The organism is Pseudomonas sp. AC463, from assembly GCF_979253585.1.
Genome location: NZ_CEEDDZ010000015.1, coordinates 30,190 through 48,606 on the forward strand (window position 1 = coordinate 30,190; position 18,417 = coordinate 48,606).

The following is an 18,417-nucleotide window of genomic DNA, read 5'->3' on the forward strand; positions in this document are numbered from 1 at the left end:
TTGAATGAGCCATCGCTACGCGCCCCTGTTCACGCAACTGGCCTGCGCCCTGCTGCTGTCGAGCCTGTCGGCCGGCATGGCGTGGGCGGCACCGGGCAATTGCAGCGCCCTGGGCCAGTTGCCCGCCGTGGTCGAGGTGGGCGAAGGCTTGCAACAGGAATTGCAGTCGCCGGTGGCGATCACCCGCCTGGCGATTGGCGATCCGCGCATCGCCGACGTACGCGTCAACGGCGACCGCAATTTCCTGCTGACTGGCGTAACCAGCGGCGCCACCAGCCTGATGGTGTGGACCGCCTGCTCGAACGCGCCGCGCCAGAGCATGGTGTTCGTCAAGGGCAAGGCCACGTCGGCGCTGACCAGCCTGGCGTTGTCGCCGTCGGAAGACCCGCTGCTGCCGAGCCAGGTGCAGACCGATATCCGTTTTGTCGAAGTCAGCCGTACCAAGCTCAAGGAGGCCAGCACCAAGTTCCTCGGCATAGGTACCAACTTCTTCCTCGGCAGCCCCAACCTGCTATCGCCCTCCGAGGGTGTGTTCAAACTGCCGGTCAGCACCGACAGCTTCAACGTCGGCTTCGGCGGTGGCCGGGTCAGGGCGATGATCAACGCGCTGGAACGCAGCGGCTTTGCCTACACCCTGGCGCGTCCCAGCCTGGTGGCCATGAGTGGCCAGAGCGCGACTTTTCTGGCTGGCGGCGAGGTTCCTATCCCGGTACCCAGCGCGGGCAGTGACACCATCTCCATCGAATACAAAGAATTCGGCATCCGCCTGACCCTGACCCCCACGGTTATCGACCGCAACCGTATCACCCTCAAGGTGGCGCCGGAGGTCAGCGAACTGGATTACAGCAACGCAGTAGTGATCCAGGGCATCCAGGTGCCCGCCCTGACCGTGCGCCGCACCGACACCAGCGTGTCCCTGGCCGATGGCGAAAGCTTCGTGATCAGCGGCCTGATCAGCACCAACAACCGCTCCACTATCAGCAAGTTTCCGGGGCTGGGTGACATCCCGATCCTCGGTGCGTTTTTCCGCGACTCCAATATCAGCCGCGAAGAAAAAGAACTGTTGATGATCGTCACGCCGCACCTGGTCCAGCCGTTGGCCGCCAACGTGCCGCTGCCGTCGTTGCCGGGCGAGAAACTGCGCAGCTACGACCCGAACTGGTATCGCATGTTCTTTCTGGAAAACGGCAACTTCGACCGGCGCACAGGACTCTCCCAATGAGCGATAGCCTGAGCCAGACGTTTCTGGCAATTACCCGCAACACCACCGACCTGGAATGGCTGCAGGGCGCCCTTGCCCCTCTTGGCCAAGTGGTCAGTGCCGGTACGGGCAGCCTGGACGAATTGCTCGCGCTGGTGGACGTGACCTTCGCCAACCTGGTGTTCGTCGGCCTCGACCGCGAAAACGTGGTGGCCCAGAGCGCGCTAATCGAAGGCGCCCTGGAGGCCAAGCCGATGCTCGCCGTGGTCGCCTTGGGCGATGGCATGGACAACCAGTTGGTGCTAAATGCCATGCGCGCCGGCGCGCGGGATTTTGTTGCCTATGGCTCGCGCTCCAGCGAAGTCGCAGGACTGGTGCGGCGCCTGAGCAAGCGCCTGCCACAGGTTGCCTCGAATGCGCAGTTGGGCGGCCTGACCGTGCTGTTCGGCACCCAAAGCAACGCCGACGGCGCCATGCTGGCGACCCATCTGGCCCTGGTGGTGCAAAAAAGCGGGCAGCAAACCCTGCTGCTGGACCTGGGTTTGCCACGCAGCGACAGCCTGGCCTTGCTGGGCCTGGAGAGCACTTTCAATTTCGGCGATGCGCTGCGCCACTTGCGCCGCCTCGACACCACCTTGATCAACAGCGCCTTCACCACCGCGCTGGATGGCCTGCGCATCCTGGCCTACGCCACGGGCGACGAACCGCTCAAACTCACCAGCGCCGCCGAGCTGTTCATGTTGCTCAGTGCGCTGCGCCAGCACTTCCAGCACATTGTCGTGAACATCACCGGGCAGCCGGACAGCGAAGCCTTGCGCACCTTTGTCAGCCACTGCGACAAACTGCTGTGGTGCACCGACCAGAGCGTACTGGAATGCCGTCGCAACCTGGCGGTGCTCAACCGCTGGCGCGACAAAGGCATGAAGCTTGACCACGCCAAGCTGGTGGTCGACCGCTATATCAAGGCCTGCGCTCCCGACACCGAAGCGCTGGAAAAAAGCTTCGGCCTGGAGTGCGTCGCCGTGTTGCCCTTGAGCGCAGAGCTGCGCCTGAATGTAAAAAACCAGGGCCAGACCCTGTTTGCCCTGGCTCCGCGTGAACCCTTGACCCAAGCCGTGCGCGCCTTGGGCGAGCGCCTGGCGAGACGCTCCGAGGGCCTGGAAAAACCCTCGATGCGCTGGTTTGAACGCATTCTGGGGGCCGGGCGATGAGCAGCGAAAAACTCTTCGGCGGCCCGGCCCGCGCTGCCGGTGGCAACAGCGACCACGACGGCCTGAAACTGGTGCTGCACCGCTACATCATCGATGCCATCGAGGAGTCGGGTAAGAACCTGCTCGAAGGCACGCGCCAGTCCTTGGCGCAATTTGTCGTCGACAAGGTCTCCGAGTACATCACGCGCATGCGCCTGGCGATCTCGCGCTACGAAATGGAGCGCCTGGCCGAAGAGATCGTCGACGAACTCACCGGTTTCGGCCCGCTGGAAGTGCTGCTGCGCGACCCGTCGGTGACCGAGATTCTGGTCAACGGGCCGCATCGGGTGTTTATCGAACGCGACGGCCTGCTGCATCAGAGTGACCTGCGTTTTATCGACGACCACCACGTGGAGCGTGTGATGCAGCGCATCCTCGCGCCACTGGGGCGGCGCCTGGATGAGTCGTCGCCGATGGTGGATGCGCGCTTGCCCGACGGTAGCCGGGTGAACGCGATCATCCCGCCGATTGCCTTGGACGGGCCGTGCCTGTCGATTCGTAAATTTCGCAAGGACATGCTCAAGAGCAGCGATCTGGTGGCCATGCAGACCATCGACCAGAGCATTTTCGAGTTCTTCCAGGAGGCCGTGGGCAAGCGCTGCAACATTCTCATCAGCGGCGGTACCGGCACCGGCAAGACCACGCTGCTGAACATTCTCAGCCAGTTGATCAACCCTCACGAACGCCTGGTGACCATCGAAGACGTGGCCGAACTGCAACTGGGCCACCCCCACGTGGTGCGCCTGGAAACCCGCCCGCCGAATGCCGAAGGCCATGGCGAGGTGCGCTCCAGCGACTTGATCCGCAACGCCCTGCGGATGCGCCCGGACCGCATCATCCTTGGCGAGATCCGGGGCGTGGAAGTGCTCGACGTAATGACCGCGATGAACACCGGCCACGACGGTTCCATGAGCACCGTGCACGCCAACAATGCCCAGGACGCGCTGCTGCGCCTGGAAACCCTGGTGGGCCTGACCGGCCGTTCGATCGCGGAAAAAACCCTGCGCCAGATGATCTGCGCCGCACTCGACGTGATCATCCAGCTCACGCGCATGCCCGATGGCCGCCGCTGCGTCAGCGAAGTGGTGGAAGTGGTGGGCGTGCGCGATGACGTGTATGTCACCAATACCCTGTTCCGCCTCGACCGGCGCACCGGCTTCGGCTTCCTGCGTGAAGCCCTCAACCCGGCCGGCGACAAACTGCGCCGCGAATCGGCCATGCCGTTGTAAGGAGCCAGCGATGACCGGACCGGTGTTGTTGCTTATCTGCCTGCTGCTGATCGGCCTGTCGCTGTGGCTGTTCAACCATGGCCTGCGCAAGGCCCAGACCGACCGCGTGCTGGAGCGCCTCAGCGAAGGCCAGCCCCAGGTTCAGGAGCAGACCACCACCTGGACCGGTCTGGAACGCATGTTCCTGCGCGCCGGGCTGGGCAAACCCACAGACCGCCTGGGCCTGTGGATCTGTGCCTGGGTGGTTGGTGCGCTGCTGGGCTACCTGGCTGCCGATGGGCTGGGCCTGCTGCTGATGCTGCTGGGGCCGCCGCTGGTGTTGCGCATTTACATCGCGTGGCGCTACCAGCGCCTCGTGCAGCGCATGGTCGAACAGTTGCCGCAATTGCTGGACCACAGCGTGCGCAGCCTCAAGTCCGGCAGAACCCTGGCCGACGCGGTATTGGGCGGGGTCGAGAGTGTTGAAAACCCGCTCAAGGAAGCCATGGGCCGTGTGCAGCGCAACGTGCGCATGGGTGTGAGCCTGCCGGACTCGGTCAGCGACTTTGCCGAGTTTTACGAACAGGATGAATTTCGCCTGTTCGCCCTGGGCCTCAAGGTCAACCACCGCTACGGCGGCAACGCCAGCGAACTGCTGGAAAACCTGATCAAAATGATTCGCGAGCGCGAACAAGGCGCGCGCCAACTCAAGGCCATGACCGGCGAAACGCGCATGACCGCTTACGTGCTGGGCGGGTTGCCGATTCTTATCGTGGGTTACTTCTTGATGGTCAACCCGGACTATCTGATGAACATGTGGAACGACGACACCGGGCGCAACCTGTTGCTGGGCGCACTGGCCATGGACCTCACGGGCTCCTTTGCCATGTGGCGCATGCTGAGGAGTATTTGAGATGGTACTGCTGGCCAGCCTGTTGATGGTGCTTGCCGCCGGGGTATTGGTGGGCGGCCAGATGCTCGAGCATCGCCGCCGCGAGCGGCGGGTGGCAGAGCGCCTGCAGGGGCGCATGACCAGCGACGACAGGCTCGGCACACTCTTGCGCCAACTGGGCAGCAGCGCCCTGGCCCAGCGTTCGGTCAGCCTGGACAACGAAACCCAGACGCTGCTCAACCGCATCGGCTGGCGCAAGGCCAACCAGCGCTCGCTGTTTGCCGCCTGCCAGATCGGCGTGCCGATTGTGCTGATGGGCCTGACGTTGCTTGGCCAGGAAATTCTGTTCCCGCAAATGTCGCCGGCCTGGATCGCCCCGATCATCGCGCTGGGCATCGGCTACCTGCTGCCAAAACGCGTGCTGGCCGCTGCCGCCAAACATCGCCAGCAGCGTATCGCCAAGGAAATCTCCACCTTCATTCCGCTGCTGCGCATCCTGTTCGAGTCGGGCATGGCGATTGAGCAATCCTTGCGCGTGCTGGGCAACGAAGGCCAACGCCTGCTCCCCAGCCTCACCCATGAATTGCGCCTGATCCTGGCGCGGGTCGATTCCGGGCTGGAACTGGGCGAAGAGCTGGGCAAGACCGCCCGCGTGCTGGAAGTGGATGAGTTCACCGACACCTGCGTCATCCTCCAGCAACTGATCCTGCAAGGCGGCGGCGCGATGAAATCGCTGCTGGCCCTCAAGCAATTGCTCGATGACCGACGCCTGACCAACCTGCAGGAATACATCTCGAAGATGTCGGCAAAGATGTCGGTGGTGATGATGGTGTTTCTGTTTCCGGCCTTGCTGATCGTGCTCGGCGGCCCGGCGTTTATCGGCATCGCTCGCGCGTTGACGCACTTTTAGGAGAACGTGATGAAAGCATTGATAGCCGGCGTGGCCCTGCTGATGCTCGGCGGATGCGCAACCAATGGCCAAAGCCCGTGGGCGGCGCTGACCTCACCTGGCACTTGCTCCAAGCCCGCGTCTGACCAGGAGCTGGCGCTCAACCTGGCCGATGACATGGCCAACGAAGGCAAGCTGCACGCCAGCCTCGCCAACCTGCAAAGCCTGCCCGACAGCCTGCCCCAGGTGCGCCAGCGCAAAGCCCGCGCCTACCGTTTGCTGGGGCGTAGCGAGGCCGAACCGTTGTACCGCAGCCTGCTGGGCACCTGCATGAACGCCGAAGGCGAACACGGCCTGGGGCAATTGGCGGCGGCCAAGGGCGACAACGCCCAGGCGCTGGCCCATATGCAGCGGGCAGCGCAGCTGGCGCCGACCGACGAAAAAATCCGCAATGACTTGGGCGTCGCCTACCTCAACCAATTGCGCCTGGAAGACGCCCGCTTCGAATTCATGACCGCCATCGAACTCAAGCAGAGCGACCCGCTGGCCGCCATCAACCTGGTGACGCTGCTGATCTATCAGGACAACTGGGGCCAGGCGGCAAAAGTGGTCAGCCAGCTGGGCCTGAGCCCCGAGCAGGTCAACGATGCCCAGGCGCGCGCGGCCAAGCTCAAGGGCTCAAACACTGCAACGCGCAAAGTAGCGGCGGTCAGCGATGACCTGTCGTTGTTGATCAAATAAGGAGTGACTGATGAAAGCCCATTACCTTATCTGCCTGGCGCTGTTGCCGCTGGGCGCAGAGGCTATCGAACCCGGCCCTTCATCCCCGTACCAGGCCGAGACAGAAAACTGGTTGGCTTTGCAGGTCAATGGCCTCGCAGCGTCGCCGACGCCGCAAAAAACCACTCCCGCAGAACGGGAACAGGCCTTGCAACGGTGGCTGGACAGCAACAAGCACCCGATCCCGGAGTTCTTTGAATCCGAGTCGGGCGGCAAATCTGGCGGTGGCAAAAGCCAATAAGCTCAGTGCGCGGTGACCCGCTGACGCATCGCCGAGTTGCTCGGTGAAAGCGCCAGCGCCAGCTGGGTGCGGTTATGCATATGGGTCAGGCGCAAGACCTGGGACACATACAACTTGACCGTGTTTTCAGTGATCCCCAGCTCGCAGGCGATCTGGTAGTTGGTCTGGCCCTTGCCCACCAGGCGGGCAACGTCAAGCTGACGCGGCGACAGCTGCGTGAAGATGGTGGGGATTTCCAACGGCGCCGCTTCGTCCGCCGGCAACTCGCCCTCGTCCGCCAGCCCGGCACTTGGGCTGCGCCGCACTTTGTCGAGGTCCTGGTACAGGTCATTGATGGATTCGGAGAGGTATTGCAGCTTCTGGTTCAGATGCCCGAGCTGCAACTCTTTTTGCCGCTCCTCCAGCGCCGATTCCTGGCGCTGCAGGCCTTCGAGCAACTCATCGAGGTTAATGGGTTTCTGGTAGTAATCGGCGATGCCCGCGCGCAGGGCCTTGATCACATCCTGCTTGTCGGCGCGACCGGTGAGCATGATCGCCTCGAAAGCGCGCTGCTTGCCGGCGACCTGCTGCATGGCCTGGACCAGCTCGATGCCGTCCATATCGGGCATGTGCAGGTCGCACAGCACCAGGCCGATCTCGGCGTCTTCGCTGAAACGCTGCAACGCGTGGCGGCTGGACTCGCAAGGTACGCAGCGATAGCCGCTGCTTTCGAGGAATTCACAGAGTTCTTCCACGATCAACGGTTGGTCGTCAACCACTAGCACTTTTACTGGCGATGTCAGCTTGTTCACGTGCTACTCCATGCATGGCGTGCCAAATGTTTGACCTATCCCTTTTGACGAAGAATCTACACATTTACTCAATAAACGTAGACCTACTTTCCGACTATGTACATAGCGATAGAGGCGTTGTGCGACTAATGGATCCAAAAGCTGTACAGGGCAAAACCTGTCAATAAAAACGGTGCAAACGGCTGCTTTGTTGACGCGCCCTCCGGCGGGGTACGGCCACGCGCCCTAAACCATTGATCAATAAGTGACCAGCCGCCCAGCGCCACCGCTGCGCCGATCAATGACCACAGCAAATGATCAACCGACGTCGCCAGGCCCAGCGCGGCCAACAGCTTTACATCGCCCGCGCCAAAGCGGCCCAGCGCATAGCCTGGCAGGGTCAGCAGCAACGCCAGGGCAAACGCCCAGCCACCCTCGCCCGCCGGCGCGCCCAGCCAGGTGCTGCCCATCCACAGCAAATAGAGGAGTGCCAGCAGCGCCACGCCGAGGGTCAAGCCGTTGGCGATCTGGCGCTGACGAATATCCTGCACTGCACAAAGCGCCAACCAGAGTAGAACCACCGCGCCATGAATCACGTAAAAAACATCCCTTTTCGCTGAATGATTCTATGCTGATATCAGGTAGTAACCGTCAGGGTAGACGCAGTCATGAAAACGGGCCTCCCCAGAAAGCAAAAAGGTGCGGCGGCGATTGAGTTCGCCCTGGTCTTCGGGATCTTTTTTGCGGTGTTTTATGGGTTGATCACCTATAGCCTGCCGCTGCTGTTGATGCAGTCGTTCAACCAGGCGGCGGCCGAAGCCGTACGCCAGGCCATGGCGGTCGACCCGGTAACGTCGGGCAGCGCCTACCCCTCGCTGCTCACCCAGCGCGCGAAAGATGCCGCAGCGGCCCAATTGAGCTGGATCCCCACCAGCTTCCAGTTTCAGCCCTCCTTCATCAACGCCACCTACAACATCAGCACCACCACGCTGACCGTCGCAATCAGCTACCCCAGCGCCAACCTCAACGCCGTGTTCCCGGTACTGGTGGTGCCGGGGGTCGGCACCGTGCCGAATCTGCCGACCAACCTGACCGCCAGTTCGAGTCTGCAGTTTTGACCTCGGGGGATAACCTCTTCGGGCGACTGCTGGGCCGCACCCACCCGGTGGCCTTCGACACACCTGCCGTGCCCGTTACCGGGCTGCACGTGCAACTCGACCCGCAAGGCCGCGTCGTCAACATCAGCGGCACCCTGCGCACGCAACTGGCCGCGCACGAGGCCACACCGTTACTGCGCGAGCTGCTCTGCGCCGACAGCGCCCTGAGCATCGAAGGCAGCCCTGCCGACTGGCAACGCCAGAGCCTGGACCTGAATTTTCGCGGCGCCGCCGGCAAGGTCCTGCATACCCGTGGCTGGGTCGCACCCGATGGCGATGGCTGGTGCCTGCACTTGCTGGATGTGGGCGACTTGCTCGCCGGCCGGCAACTGGCCCGGCACCACGAACAGATCCATCAACTCGCCTGCCGCATGAGCGAGCAGCTGCGCGTGTGCAGCCTGAGCCGCCTGCCCGAGGTGCTCAACGACCACCTGCGCAGCCTGGCTCAGCACTGGCACATCCCCTGCGTGGCCCTGGCCGTGCTCGATGACGAGGACCACGGTTGGCGGATCTACAGCCAATACGCCGCCCTTGACGCCCCGGCCCTGTGGCAAACCGATCAGCACCTGGGCACCAGCCTCGACAGCGTGAATGGCAACACACCCTTGAGCCTCGCCGAAGGGCGCAGCGATAACCCGCGCCTGCACAGCATATTTGGCAACGCCGACGGATTTCTGGTGCCCTACCGCGACAGCCAGGGCATTGCCGCCTGGTTGCTCTGCGGCTTCTACAGCGGCCAGCCGCACACCGGCGAGCGCGACTGGCTGGACCTCACCGCCGCCCTCGCCGCCCCGCTGCTGAACCGCCTGCGCGAGCAACGCAACCATCAGCACCTGGAACGCATGGAAGCCTTGCAAGGCCTGCTTGGCACTGGCTGGTGGGAGCTGTTGCCGGCAACCCAGGAGATCCAGCTCGCGCCGCAGTTGCTCGCCAACCTGAGCCTGGAACCGGGAGCCACCCGCCAGACGCTGGACACCTGGCTGGAGCTGATCCACCCAGCCGACCGCGAGGAACTCAGCAGCCGCCTGCACGACTTGCAAGGGCTGGGCAAACCGCTGCTGACCAGCGTGCGCCTGCAGCGCACCGACGCCGAACACCATCCGCTCTGGTATCGCGTGCAGGGCCAGGTGCTGGGCGTTGGCGACGAGCGGCGCTGGGTCGGCTTCATGCTCGACATCAGCGACATCAAAAACCAGCAATTGCACACCGCCGCCGCCCACGCGCGCCTGGACAACCTGATCGCCAGCGCACCGGCGGTGATCTATGTGCAACGCTATGTCGACGGCGCCCTGCACCCGGCGTTCTTCAGTGACAGCCTGCTGCCGCTGCTCGGCTGGACCCTGGCCGACTGCACCCACGACGGCCTGGCGTCACTGATCCACGCCGACGACCGCGACCTCTACTTCGAACGCACCCGCCAGCTGCTGCGTGAAGGCAACGTGCGCAGCCGCTACCGCGTGCGCGATAAACAGGGCCACTACCACTGGCTGCTCGATGAAGCCAAGCTGCTGCGCGATGACCTCGGCCTGCCGGTGGAAGCCGTCGGGCTGTGGCTGGATGTGACCGACGCGACCCTGGCCGCTGAACAGATCAAACAAAGCGAAGAGCGCTACCGCATCCTGGTGGAAGACTCCCCGGCGATGATCTGCCGCTATCGCCCGGACCTGACGCTGACCTTCGGCAACACGCCGCTGGCCAACTACCTGGAGTGCCTGCCCGCGCAACTGCCGGGACTGAACCTGGGTGATTGGCTGTCGGATGAACAGCGCCAGGCGTTTACCCAGCGCATCGGCCAATTGACCCCCGAATTTCCGGTGAGCACCGCCGAAATCAGCCTGCAACTGCCCGGGCGCGAACATGCCTGGTGGGTGTGGTCCGACCGTGGGGTGTTTGACCAGCACGGGGCCTTGATGGAAGTGCAGGCCGTGGGCCGCGACAACACCGAAGTGCGCCGTTCCCAGCAGCAACTGACCCAGAGCGCCAAGATGGCCACCCTCGGCGAAATGGCCACGGGCCTGGCGCATGAGATCAACCAGCCGTTGAACGTAATGCGCATGGCCATCGTCAACGTGCTCAAGCGCCTGGCCAGCGGCGACGCGCAGGCCGACTACCTCACCGAAAAGCTGCAGCGCATCGACGCCCAGGTGCAGCGCGCGGCGCGGGTGGTGGACCATATGCGCGTGTTTGGCCGCCGCTCGGAGGTCGAACAGCACCCCTTCGACCCGGCGCAGGCGGTGGACGGCACGTTGTCGCTGCTGGGCGAGGGCCTGCGCGGCAAGGGCGTAGAGCTGCGCATTACACCGGCGGACTTTGCGGTGCAGGTCAAAGGCCACGTTGACCAGCTGGAACAGGTGCTGATCAACCTGATGGTCAACGCCCGCGACGCGCTGCTGAGCAAACGTGAAAAAGACTCGGAATTTCGCCCCTGGATCGCCCTGCATTGCGAGCACGACAGCCGGCATGTGCGGGTCTGGGTCGAGGACAACGGCGGCGGGATCGACCCGCGTTTGCTGGAGCGGATTTTCGAGCCGTTTTTTACCACCAAGCCGATTGGCGTGGGCACCGGGCTGGGGTTGTCGGTGAGCTACGGCATTGTAGAAAACATGGGCGGGCGCCTGAGCGTCACCAACGGCGAGCACGGTGCACGGTTTTGTGTGGAATTGCCGGTGGTTTAAATAACCAGATACGCACGCCCAAGATGACAGCTGAGGTTGGCGCCGACTTCGGCGTTGCCCGCGCTGATCCCCAGGGATTTGAGCAGGGTATTGACGATCGGGTCGAGAATCGGCGACAGCACGTTTTGCACCAGGCTGGTCACCGAGTTGATTACAGTGGTCAGTGCCGTGGTGACAGCGGCCGTCGGATTGTTGGGCGTGCTACCCGTGGGCGGCACATAAGTGACCTGCAAACCGCTCAAGGTCGCGCCGAGGCTGTTGATGACATTCACGGTGGTGGGCGGGCTTTTGTAGATCGTCAGCGCGTTGATGTCATTCACCGGTGCAAACACCAGCGGGCTGGTTTGTGCGCCCACGGTGGACAGCGCTTTAAGGTTCAAGCCGCCGCCGACGCCGGCGGTGCGCGCGCCGCAGATCAGTGTCAACAGGCAATATTTCTGGCCAAAGTCGATCAACCGCACCGGCTGCACGTTAACCGCCGCAGACGATGAAAACACTGCCGCCGGGTCCACATAGCCGACGCCCAAGGTGGCGATTGAGGTGGTCGTGCTGACCGTCAACGACTTGCTGGCCGGCGTGGCGCAGTTGAAATCGGTGACATGGGCTTGGGCGCTGCCCGCCTCGATATAAATGGATAGGTATGTGTTGATATCAACGTCGGTGACATTACACCCCACCAGACACAAAACGCCGCCGACGATGTCGGGAATATTGAGGTTGAGCAAACCGCCGACCACCTTCGACACCGGTGTCGCCAGCCCGGTCAATATCGACCCGACCCCCGACACCAGCTTGAGCCCCGACGCCTGCACAATCACCAGGGTTCGGACCTGCGCGGTGCGTACAAAGATCTGATCTGTCGGCGGGTTATTCGCCAGCCCGGCCTTGGCCAATGCGGGGTTGCCGAACGCCGACAACTGCGGCGGTTCGATCACTTTGGTCTGGATCGACACGCTGCCCAGGATCGGCACATTCACCTGGGTGGCCACACTCACGCCGCTCTTGCCATTGGACAGCTGTGCCACCGTCTCCAGCAGTTGAAACAGCTGCACACCGGTATTCAGCGCCGCCGTCGGCGTGCCCGTCGCCACATTCAGCAGGTTGCCCACAGTAAGCACCTTTGTGTTGGGCGCGATGGCCTTGATGGTCAGTACGTCATTGACCACTGCCTGCGCCGCCGAGCCATTCTTTTGCAACACCATTACCGCCGCATTGATCAGGTCGGTGGCCGACGCGGCGGTGTTCAACAGCGCGGTGTAGTCCCCCGCCGTCACGTTCAAGTTGATCGCCAACTGGTCCAGATAAAGGAGCAGGTTCACGTTGGTTTGCAGGATGCCATTCCAACCGGCCGGCGTGATCGACAGGCTACCGCCGAGCAGACTGCCGAGGGCGAAATTCAGGGCGGGAGATTGGCTGGAATCCACCGTCAGCAGGCTGCTGCGAATGGTCAGTTGCGCCACCGGCGGCGCGTAGGCGGCCACGGCGGTGGCGCTCAACAGGGTTTGCGTGGCAACCGGCGCGCCACTGAACATGTTCCAGATACCGCTGATGACACTGGTGACCACGCTGCGGGTTGCGACGACCCGGACCGCATCGTTTTTGCTCGGGTCGGGGGTATACACGCGGATATTGCCGGCATTGGTCACCAGGCTGCCGCAGGTCACGGTGAGGCCACGGCTGCCATCGCCGCCGACCAGGATGAAACCGTTGCGCGTGGCGTTCTGCACGGCGTAGTCGTTGGCGGTGGTCGAAGGGCTGCACACCCCGCCACGGCTGGCGGCTTCCAGCGCTGCGGAATCGGCGACGGACTGCAGTTTGCGTTTTTCCAGGTAGAGGCGGCCGCTGTCCACCGCGAGCAGCATGAATACCAGGGCGACCGCCAGGGTGCCTGCCGCCATCAAGCCAATTGCACCACGCTGCCTGCAACCAAGTCGGGGAGACATCAGGCACTCCTTAGCGCTTACTCTCCGTAGTTGTTGTGGAGTGTAGACAAGGCTGGAGCAAAATGTGGGAGGTGGCTTGATCCCCTCCCACAGGGGATTTGTGTTGGGTTTGGGGTTGGGTTAGTGCGGGGGGTAGCTGGAGAGGATGCGGTTTACGGTGGTGCGGATGGCTTTGTCGCGCTCCTGGGGGTTGGGCGAGCTGGCGAGCATTTGTTCGTCGCTGCCGCGCCATACCAGCTTGCCGTCCTTGCCGTCGAGCAGGTCGATCTGGATGGTTGCGACTTTGTAGGTGATGTTGCGCGTTTCGTTGTACATCGGCGCGCCCCAGTAGCCGTTCCATGGGCCGCCCCACGCGCCACCGTAGTTGGTGGTGACTTGCTGCTGGCGATCTTCGACGATCAGGTAGGCCTGCACATTCAGGTCAGCCTTGCTGCCGGCCGCTGCCGGGCGCAGGCCGCGCTGGTCGAGCTGCTCGCCCACGGCCTGGCGGATGCGTTGCTCGGTGAGGTCGCTTTTGATCCGCGGGTCATCCGGGCGGTATTGCAGCGCCGGGTCTTTCCAGGCCCAGCTGCGGTAGGCGCCGAAGTCTCGGCTGGCGTCAAAATCGTGGTTGACCTGCGCGCTCTGGCAACCGCCCAGCAGCACGACAAAAGCGAGCGTAGCGATACGACGAAACATGGTTTTTCTCCAAAGAAAGACCTGAGCTTTAAATGAGAATAGCGCTTAACTCGGAGGATAAGCCGTCATTGCCTTTTGCACCGCCTGGCGCAAGGCGTCTCCCCGCTCACTGAGGCTTCCCTGGCTGCCGGTTTCCGCACTGGCACTCCACACCGGCTGGCCGGTGCGGGCATCGAACAGGTTGACGCGGACCACCACCACCTGCACTTCATAGGTGCGCACGATCGGCACCGAGTTGTACATGCCATAGCCGTTGCCATAGCGGTTATAGCCGCCGTAACCGTAGCCGTAGTCGTCCTGGACCTGCTTGAGGCGCTTCTCCAGGCGCACATCGGCGCTCACGAGCAGGTCCGCCGGGCGGTTGTCGTGCAAGGGCCGCAGGCCGCGCTGGTCGAGGGCGCCGCTGACCGCCTCGGCCACTTGCGCCGAATCCGCCCAGGCCGTTCCCGCCGGCAGCTGGCCGTTGCGCCAGGCCCAGTTGCGGTAGGCGCCGTAGTCGCGCACCGGCGCCGGGTAGGCGCTGGCGTCAAAGGTGTTTGCTGCCTGGGGCGGGGCCGGTGGAATCGGCGCCGACGCGGCGACATAGGGATTGGGGCTGGAACAGGCTGCCAGCCCAAGGGACAACAGGATCAAACAGAGACGACGCATTTCGACCTCCGCAGACTGGGCCGCTTATACCGGACGGCAGACCCAGTGCAAATAACGCCCAAGTCCGGCAAAGCTTGGGTGACGACGGTGAGCGAGTTCCATCTCCAGAAGGTCCTGCAAATCCGCGCGGGCCTGGAATTCCACCGGCATATAGTCGTGGAAAACCCGCACACCACTTTGGCTTTCGACCTGCCAAAGCCCGGCGAGTTGCGCCGCCAGTTCACGCGGGTCGAGCGGCTGTTGCGGGGTCAGGCTCTGCTTCTCGCCGGCCATGTCGTTCTTGCGCATTTTGCGGAAGTGGCCTTTGAGCAGGTTGCGATAAATCAGCGCATCACGGTTGTAGAACGCCAGCGACAGCCAGCCGCCGGGCAACGTGAGCTGGTGCAGCACCGGCAGGATCGCGTGGGGCTCGGCCAGCCACTCCAGCACGGCGTGGCACAGCACCAGGTCATAGGGCTCGGTGAGCTGGCCGAGCAGGTCCTGCCATGGCGCGTGGATAAAGGTCGCGGTCTGCCCGGCCTCGGCGAAGCGTTGGCGGGCGCCCTCGAGCATCGGCGCGGCGGGCTCGGCCAGGGTGACGTCATGGCCTTGCTCGGCCAGCCACAGCGACATATGCCCCAACCCCGCGCCGATATCCAGCACGCGCAATGGGCGTTTGGGCAAGGCTTCGGTGAGGTCGGCCTGGAGCACCGCCAGGCGGATGGCACCTTTGGCGCCGCCGTAGATCTTTTCGGCGAAGCGCGTGGCCAACTGGTCGAAATGGCGGTCACTCATGGGCAAACCGCCGTTCGCTGTCGGCCAGCTTGGCACGCACCACCTCGTTCATGTCCAGGCCCAACTCACTGCACAGCAACAACAGGTACAACACGATATCGCCGACTTCCTGCCCGGCATGGGCGAGTGTGTCGGCGGGGAGCTGGCGGGATTGGTCTTCGCTCAGCCATTGGAAGATTTCCACCAGTTCGGCCATTTCGACGCTGGCGGCCATGGCCAGGTTTTTTGGGCTGTGGAATTGTTTCCAGTCGTTGTTATCGCGGATGCGGTGCAGGCGTTCGGTGAGGTGTTCGAGGTTCATGCGGGGGGCTCCTGAAGGTGGGTAGCTTCGGGGGGATTGGGCTGGAAGGCAAGTGAACGTTTAGGGCCTCATCGGGGGCAAGCCCCCTCCCACATTTTGACCTGCGAACACTTTCAAAGGTGGGAGGGGCGGTGCGACGGTTCGACTTGCCCCCGATAGGGCTTAGTCGACGACGCTGAATTCGAGTCGGGCGGTTTGGCCGGCTTCGTCGAGGACGCTGAGCTGGTAGCGCCCAAGGCGCTCGAAGCTGGCGTTGATAAAATCCTGGTTGGCGCTGTCGCCCAACGGCGCGCCGTTGAGGAACCACCAGCGTCGGCCGCTGCCGCCGAGGGCGGAGAGCTTCAGGTGCAGGGTTTGTTGGCTGGCCGCCGGCAGGCGCAGTTGGTCGCCTTCGCGGATGCCGACGATGGATAAAGGTGAGGACGCAGCGAGTGCCGGCGGCGGGCAGTCCGGGTCAGGCGCCGGGATGCGTGCGTCGCGGCGTTCAGCCCTGGGTAGCCAGGGCTCCAGGGGCGCGGGCCATAGGGCGATGGTTCTGGACTCCGCTGCGGGGCAGTGAGCGTCCACCCGCAGGCCCTTGGCGTTGACCCACACGTTTTCCGTCAACCCCACACTCAAGGGTTGATCCAATGCCTGCAAGGTCGGCGGCGTGGTGTTGTCCAGCGTCCAGGCGAAGCGCTGGCGGCGGCAGTTGGGATCGCTGCGGCTCATGGGCTGGCCCAGCGGCCAGCAGATCGCCGCCACGCCGACATTGGCCGGCACCGGCCGCACGGGCGCGCTGATGCCGCGCTGGCTGTCGCGGTTGGTCAACACATCGTGAACCTGCAACATCAACGGCGCCGCCGAGGCCAGGCCGAACTGCCCCGGCACCGGCGTGCCGTCGGGGCGGCCGATCCATACGCCGATCAGGTAACGCGGCCCCACGCCAATCGCCCAGGCGTCACGAAAACCGTAGCTGGTACCGGTTTTCCAGGCCAGCACCGGCCGTTGTACCAGCTCGGCGCGGGGGTCGCGGTCGGGCCGCGCCTGGCCACTGAGGATGCGCCGTACAATCCAGGCGGACCCTGGCGACAGTAATGGCCGTTCTCTAAGCGTATCGTCCGGCTGTAATCGAATCGTTGCCGCCCTCCCTTCGCGGGCAAAGGCGCTGTAGCCGCTGACTAGGTCTTCCAGGCGGCTGCCCGCGCCGCCGAGGATCAACGCCAGGTTGGGCTCGGCTAACGCCGGCAACGCCAACGGCACGCCACCGATGCGCATTTGCGCGGCAAAACGCTTGGGCCCGTAGGCTTCCAGCAGTTGCACCGCCGGCAGGTTCAACGAACTGGACAGCGCCGTGCTCGCCGGCACCGCGCCGGTAAATCCCATGGAGAAGTTGCCCGGCCGGTAATCGCCATAACGCCGGGGCACGTCCTGCAGCAGGGATTCGGAATGGATCAGGCCGTCGTCCAGGGCCATGCCGTACAGGAAGGGTTTCAGGGTCGAGCCCGGCGAACGCAGTGCGCTGATCATGTCCACATGGCCAAAGCGCTTGGCATCGTTGATATCCACCGAACCCAGGTAGGCGCGCACGGCCATGGTGTCTTCTTCCACCACCAGAATGGCGGCGGAGGTGTGTTCCGGCAGGCGCGCGCGCCAACCCAGCAGCAGGTCTTCGAGCCGGCGTTGCAGGGCGGCGTCCAGGGTGGTGCGAATCAGCGGCGGGCTGTCCGCGCGATTCAAACGACGGGCGAGCAAGGGCGCCAGGCTCGGTTCCAGGCGCGGGGCGAGCAGCAGCGGTTCTTCGAGGGCTTCATCCACCGCCGACTGCGGCCAGACCTGGAATTCGCCCAGGCGGCGCAGCACCTTGTCCCGTGCGGCCTGGGCGCGCTGCGGGTGGCGGTCGGGGCGCAAGCGGCTCGGCGCCTGGGGCAAGACCGCCAGCAAGGCGGCTTCGGCATGGGTCAACTGTGCTGGCGGCTTGCCCAAGTACGCCCAACTGGCAGCCGCCACACCCTGCAACGTGCCGCCGAACGGCGCACGGTTGAGGTACAGGTTGAGAATCTCGTCCTTGGACAGGTGCCACTCCAACTGCGCCGTGCGCCACAGCTGGCGCAGCTTGCCGTGGAAGGTCCGCGAATGCGGGTCGAGCAAACGCGCCACCTGCATCGACAAGGTGCTGCCGCCAGACACCACCCGCGCGCCCGTGAGGTTCTGCCACGTCGCCCGCACCAGCGCCAACGGGTTCACGCCGGGGTGCTGATAGAACCAGCGGTCTTCGTAGGTGAGCACTGCGTCAAGGTAATACGGCGACACTTCACTGGTTTGCACCGGATAACGCCACACCCCATTGGCATCGGCAAATCGCCACAACGGCGTGCCATCTTCAGCCAGCACCACCCGCGCCAGATCATCCTTGGGCAAAGGCAAAGGCCAAATACGATCAGCCAGCCACAGCAGCGCAACCACCAACACCACAAACCCCAAACCCCACCGCAGTAATTTCAACTGTGGGAGGGGGCTTGCCCCCGATGGCGGTGTGTCAGTTGCCAAAGCTTTCACAGACACACCGCAATCGGGGGCAAGTCGAACCGTCGCACCGCCCCTCCCACATTAAACCGAGTCATTAATAGAAAACTCAAACCCGCAAACCTCTATGCTTATAGGGAACTAGCCTGTCGCAATAACAACCAAAGGCACAGATACGCCCACCTCTTATCAGGACACACACATGCAGGTAGAAAGCTTTTTCGAATGGCTGGGCCAGGCGCTGGGCTCCATCATCCGCTTTATCGTCGATGGCCTCAGCGGGTTATTCGGTGCCTTGACCCACGCTGGCGGCAACTTTGTCGAAGGCCTGTCCCGCACCTTGGGCATGGACACATCGATCATCAGCATCCTCACCCTGATCGTCGGCCTGCTGTTCCTGTACTCGGCCGTACGCGCCTTCATGCGCGCCTCGATCGTCTTCGGAATCATCTGGCTGCTGCTCGGCCTGTGGCTCCTCAGCTGGGTAGTCCACTAATCCCTTGTG

At 63.6% G+C, this 18,417-nt stretch carries 18 protein-coding genes; 10 read left to right on the top strand and 8 right to left on the bottom strand.

The features are described from left to right. The first annotated feature begins 4 nt into the window (after positions 1-4). From AC0IYH_RS19265 to AC0IYH_RS19295, 7 genes are read left to right on the top strand one after another with little or no spacing between them, the layout of a single operon-like run. Complete coding sequence (locus tag AC0IYH_RS19265) at positions 5-1,222, top strand: type II and III secretion system protein family protein (RefSeq protein ID WP_122774734.1); 1,218 nt, start codon at positions 5-7, stop codon at positions 1,220-1,222. Continuing rightward, positions 1,219-2,412 carry a pilus assembly protein gene (locus AC0IYH_RS19270; protein WP_471835751.1) on the top strand — a complete coding sequence of 398 codons (1,194 nt, stop codon included), beginning with the start codon at positions 1,219-1,221 and terminating at the stop codon, positions 2,410-2,412. Before AC0IYH_RS19265 ends, AC0IYH_RS19270 begins: the two co-directional genes overlap by 4 nt. Next, positions 2,409-3,680, top strand: coding sequence for a CpaF family protein (locus tag AC0IYH_RS19275; RefSeq protein WP_116627236.1), 1,272 nt, complete (start codon positions 2,409-2,411; stop codon positions 3,678-3,680). Before AC0IYH_RS19270 ends, AC0IYH_RS19275 begins: the two co-directional genes overlap by 4 nt. Before the next feature lie 10 nt (positions 3,681-3,690). Continuing rightward, a complete protein-coding gene (locus AC0IYH_RS19280; protein ID WP_116627237.1) occupies positions 3,691-4,572 on the top strand; it encodes a type II secretion system F family protein in 882 nt (293 codons plus the stop codon). A gap of 1 nt (position 4,573) precedes the next feature. Continuing rightward, entirely contained in the window at positions 4,574-5,461 is an 888-nt protein-coding gene (locus AC0IYH_RS19285) for a type II secretion system F family protein (protein ID WP_471835753.1), read from the top strand. A 9-nt stretch (positions 5,462-5,470) separates the two neighbouring features. Beyond that, positions 5,471-6,181 carry a tetratricopeptide repeat protein gene (locus AC0IYH_RS19290; protein WP_116627239.1) on the top strand — a complete coding sequence of 237 codons (711 nt, stop codon included), beginning with the start codon at positions 5,471-5,473 and terminating at the stop codon, positions 6,179-6,181. 10 nt (positions 6,182-6,191) lie between these two features. After that, positions 6,192-6,461, top strand: a complete 270-nt coding sequence (locus AC0IYH_RS19295) for a DUF3613 domain-containing protein (protein ID WP_471835754.1) — start codon at positions 6,192-6,194, stop codon at positions 6,459-6,461. Between the two features lie 2 nt (positions 6,462-6,463). Here the strand turns inward: AC0IYH_RS19295 and AC0IYH_RS19300 are convergent, their stop codons facing one another. Both AC0IYH_RS19300 and AC0IYH_RS19305 read right to left on the bottom strand, forming a co-directional pair. Further along, a complete protein-coding gene (locus AC0IYH_RS19300) occupies positions 6,464-7,252 on the bottom strand; it encodes a response regulator transcription factor (protein WP_471835756.1) in 789 nt (262 codons plus the stop codon). A gap of 125 nt (positions 7,253-7,377) precedes the next feature. After that, complete coding sequence (locus tag AC0IYH_RS19305; protein ID WP_116627242.1) at positions 7,378-7,827, bottom strand: prepilin peptidase; 450 nt, start codon at positions 7,825-7,827, stop codon at positions 7,378-7,380. Positions 7,828-7,899: 72 nt separating this feature from the next. Here AC0IYH_RS19305 and AC0IYH_RS19310 point away from each other — a divergent pair, with 72 nt between their 5' ends. Further along, positions 7,900-8,349, top strand: coding sequence for a TadE/TadG family type IV pilus assembly protein (locus AC0IYH_RS19310; protein WP_471835758.1), 450 nt, complete (start codon positions 7,900-7,902; stop codon positions 8,347-8,349). After that, positions 8,346-11,063: a PAS domain-containing sensor histidine kinase gene (locus AC0IYH_RS19315; protein ID WP_471835760.1), complete on the top strand. Its 2,718-nt coding sequence runs from the start codon at positions 8,346-8,348 to the stop codon at positions 11,061-11,063. Before AC0IYH_RS19310 ends, AC0IYH_RS19315 begins: the two co-directional genes overlap by 4 nt. Here AC0IYH_RS19315 and AC0IYH_RS19320 read toward each other — a convergent pair. From AC0IYH_RS19320 to pbpC, 6 genes are all read right to left on the bottom strand, one after another. After that, positions 11,060-13,006 (bottom strand): pilus assembly protein TadG-related protein, encoded by a 1,947-nt coding sequence (locus tag AC0IYH_RS19320; protein WP_471835762.1) that lies wholly within the window; start codon positions 13,004-13,006, stop codon positions 11,060-11,062. The two genes, AC0IYH_RS19315 and AC0IYH_RS19320, sit on opposite strands and share 4 nt — an antisense overlap. A 120-nt stretch (positions 13,007-13,126) precedes the next feature. Further along, positions 13,127-13,684: a DUF4136 domain-containing protein gene (locus AC0IYH_RS19325; protein ID WP_116627246.1), complete on the bottom strand. Its 558-nt coding sequence runs from the start codon at positions 13,682-13,684 to the stop codon at positions 13,127-13,129. A 45-nt stretch (positions 13,685-13,729) separates the two neighbouring features. Beyond that, positions 13,730-14,332, bottom strand: a complete 603-nt coding sequence (locus tag AC0IYH_RS19330; protein WP_069021443.1) for a DUF4136 domain-containing protein — start codon at positions 14,330-14,332, stop codon at positions 13,730-13,732. A gap of 24 nt (positions 14,333-14,356) precedes the next feature. Then, positions 14,357-15,106, bottom strand: coding sequence for a methyltransferase (locus tag AC0IYH_RS19335; RefSeq protein WP_471835764.1), 750 nt, complete (start codon positions 15,104-15,106; stop codon positions 14,357-14,359). Further along, complete coding sequence (locus tag AC0IYH_RS19340; protein WP_119737788.1) at positions 15,099-15,407, bottom strand: MazG-like family protein; 309 nt, start codon at positions 15,405-15,407, stop codon at positions 15,099-15,101. The genes AC0IYH_RS19335 and AC0IYH_RS19340 overlap by 8 nt, the downstream gene beginning before the upstream one ends. A 162-nt stretch (positions 15,408-15,569) precedes the next feature. Further along, positions 15,570-17,882, bottom strand: coding sequence for a peptidoglycan glycosyltransferase PbpC (pbpC, locus tag AC0IYH_RS19345; protein WP_471835868.1), 2,313 nt, complete (start codon positions 17,880-17,882; stop codon positions 15,570-15,572). A 232-nt stretch (positions 17,883-18,114) separates the two neighbouring features. On the opposite strand from pbpC, the gene AC0IYH_RS19350 reads away from it, so the two are divergent. After that, the gene (locus AC0IYH_RS19350) at positions 18,115-18,408 is read left to right on the top strand and encodes a hypothetical protein (protein ID WP_116627249.1); all 294 of its coding nucleotides are present in this window, start codon (positions 18,115-18,117) and stop codon (positions 18,406-18,408) included. Positions 18,409-18,417 lie beyond the last annotated feature (9 nt).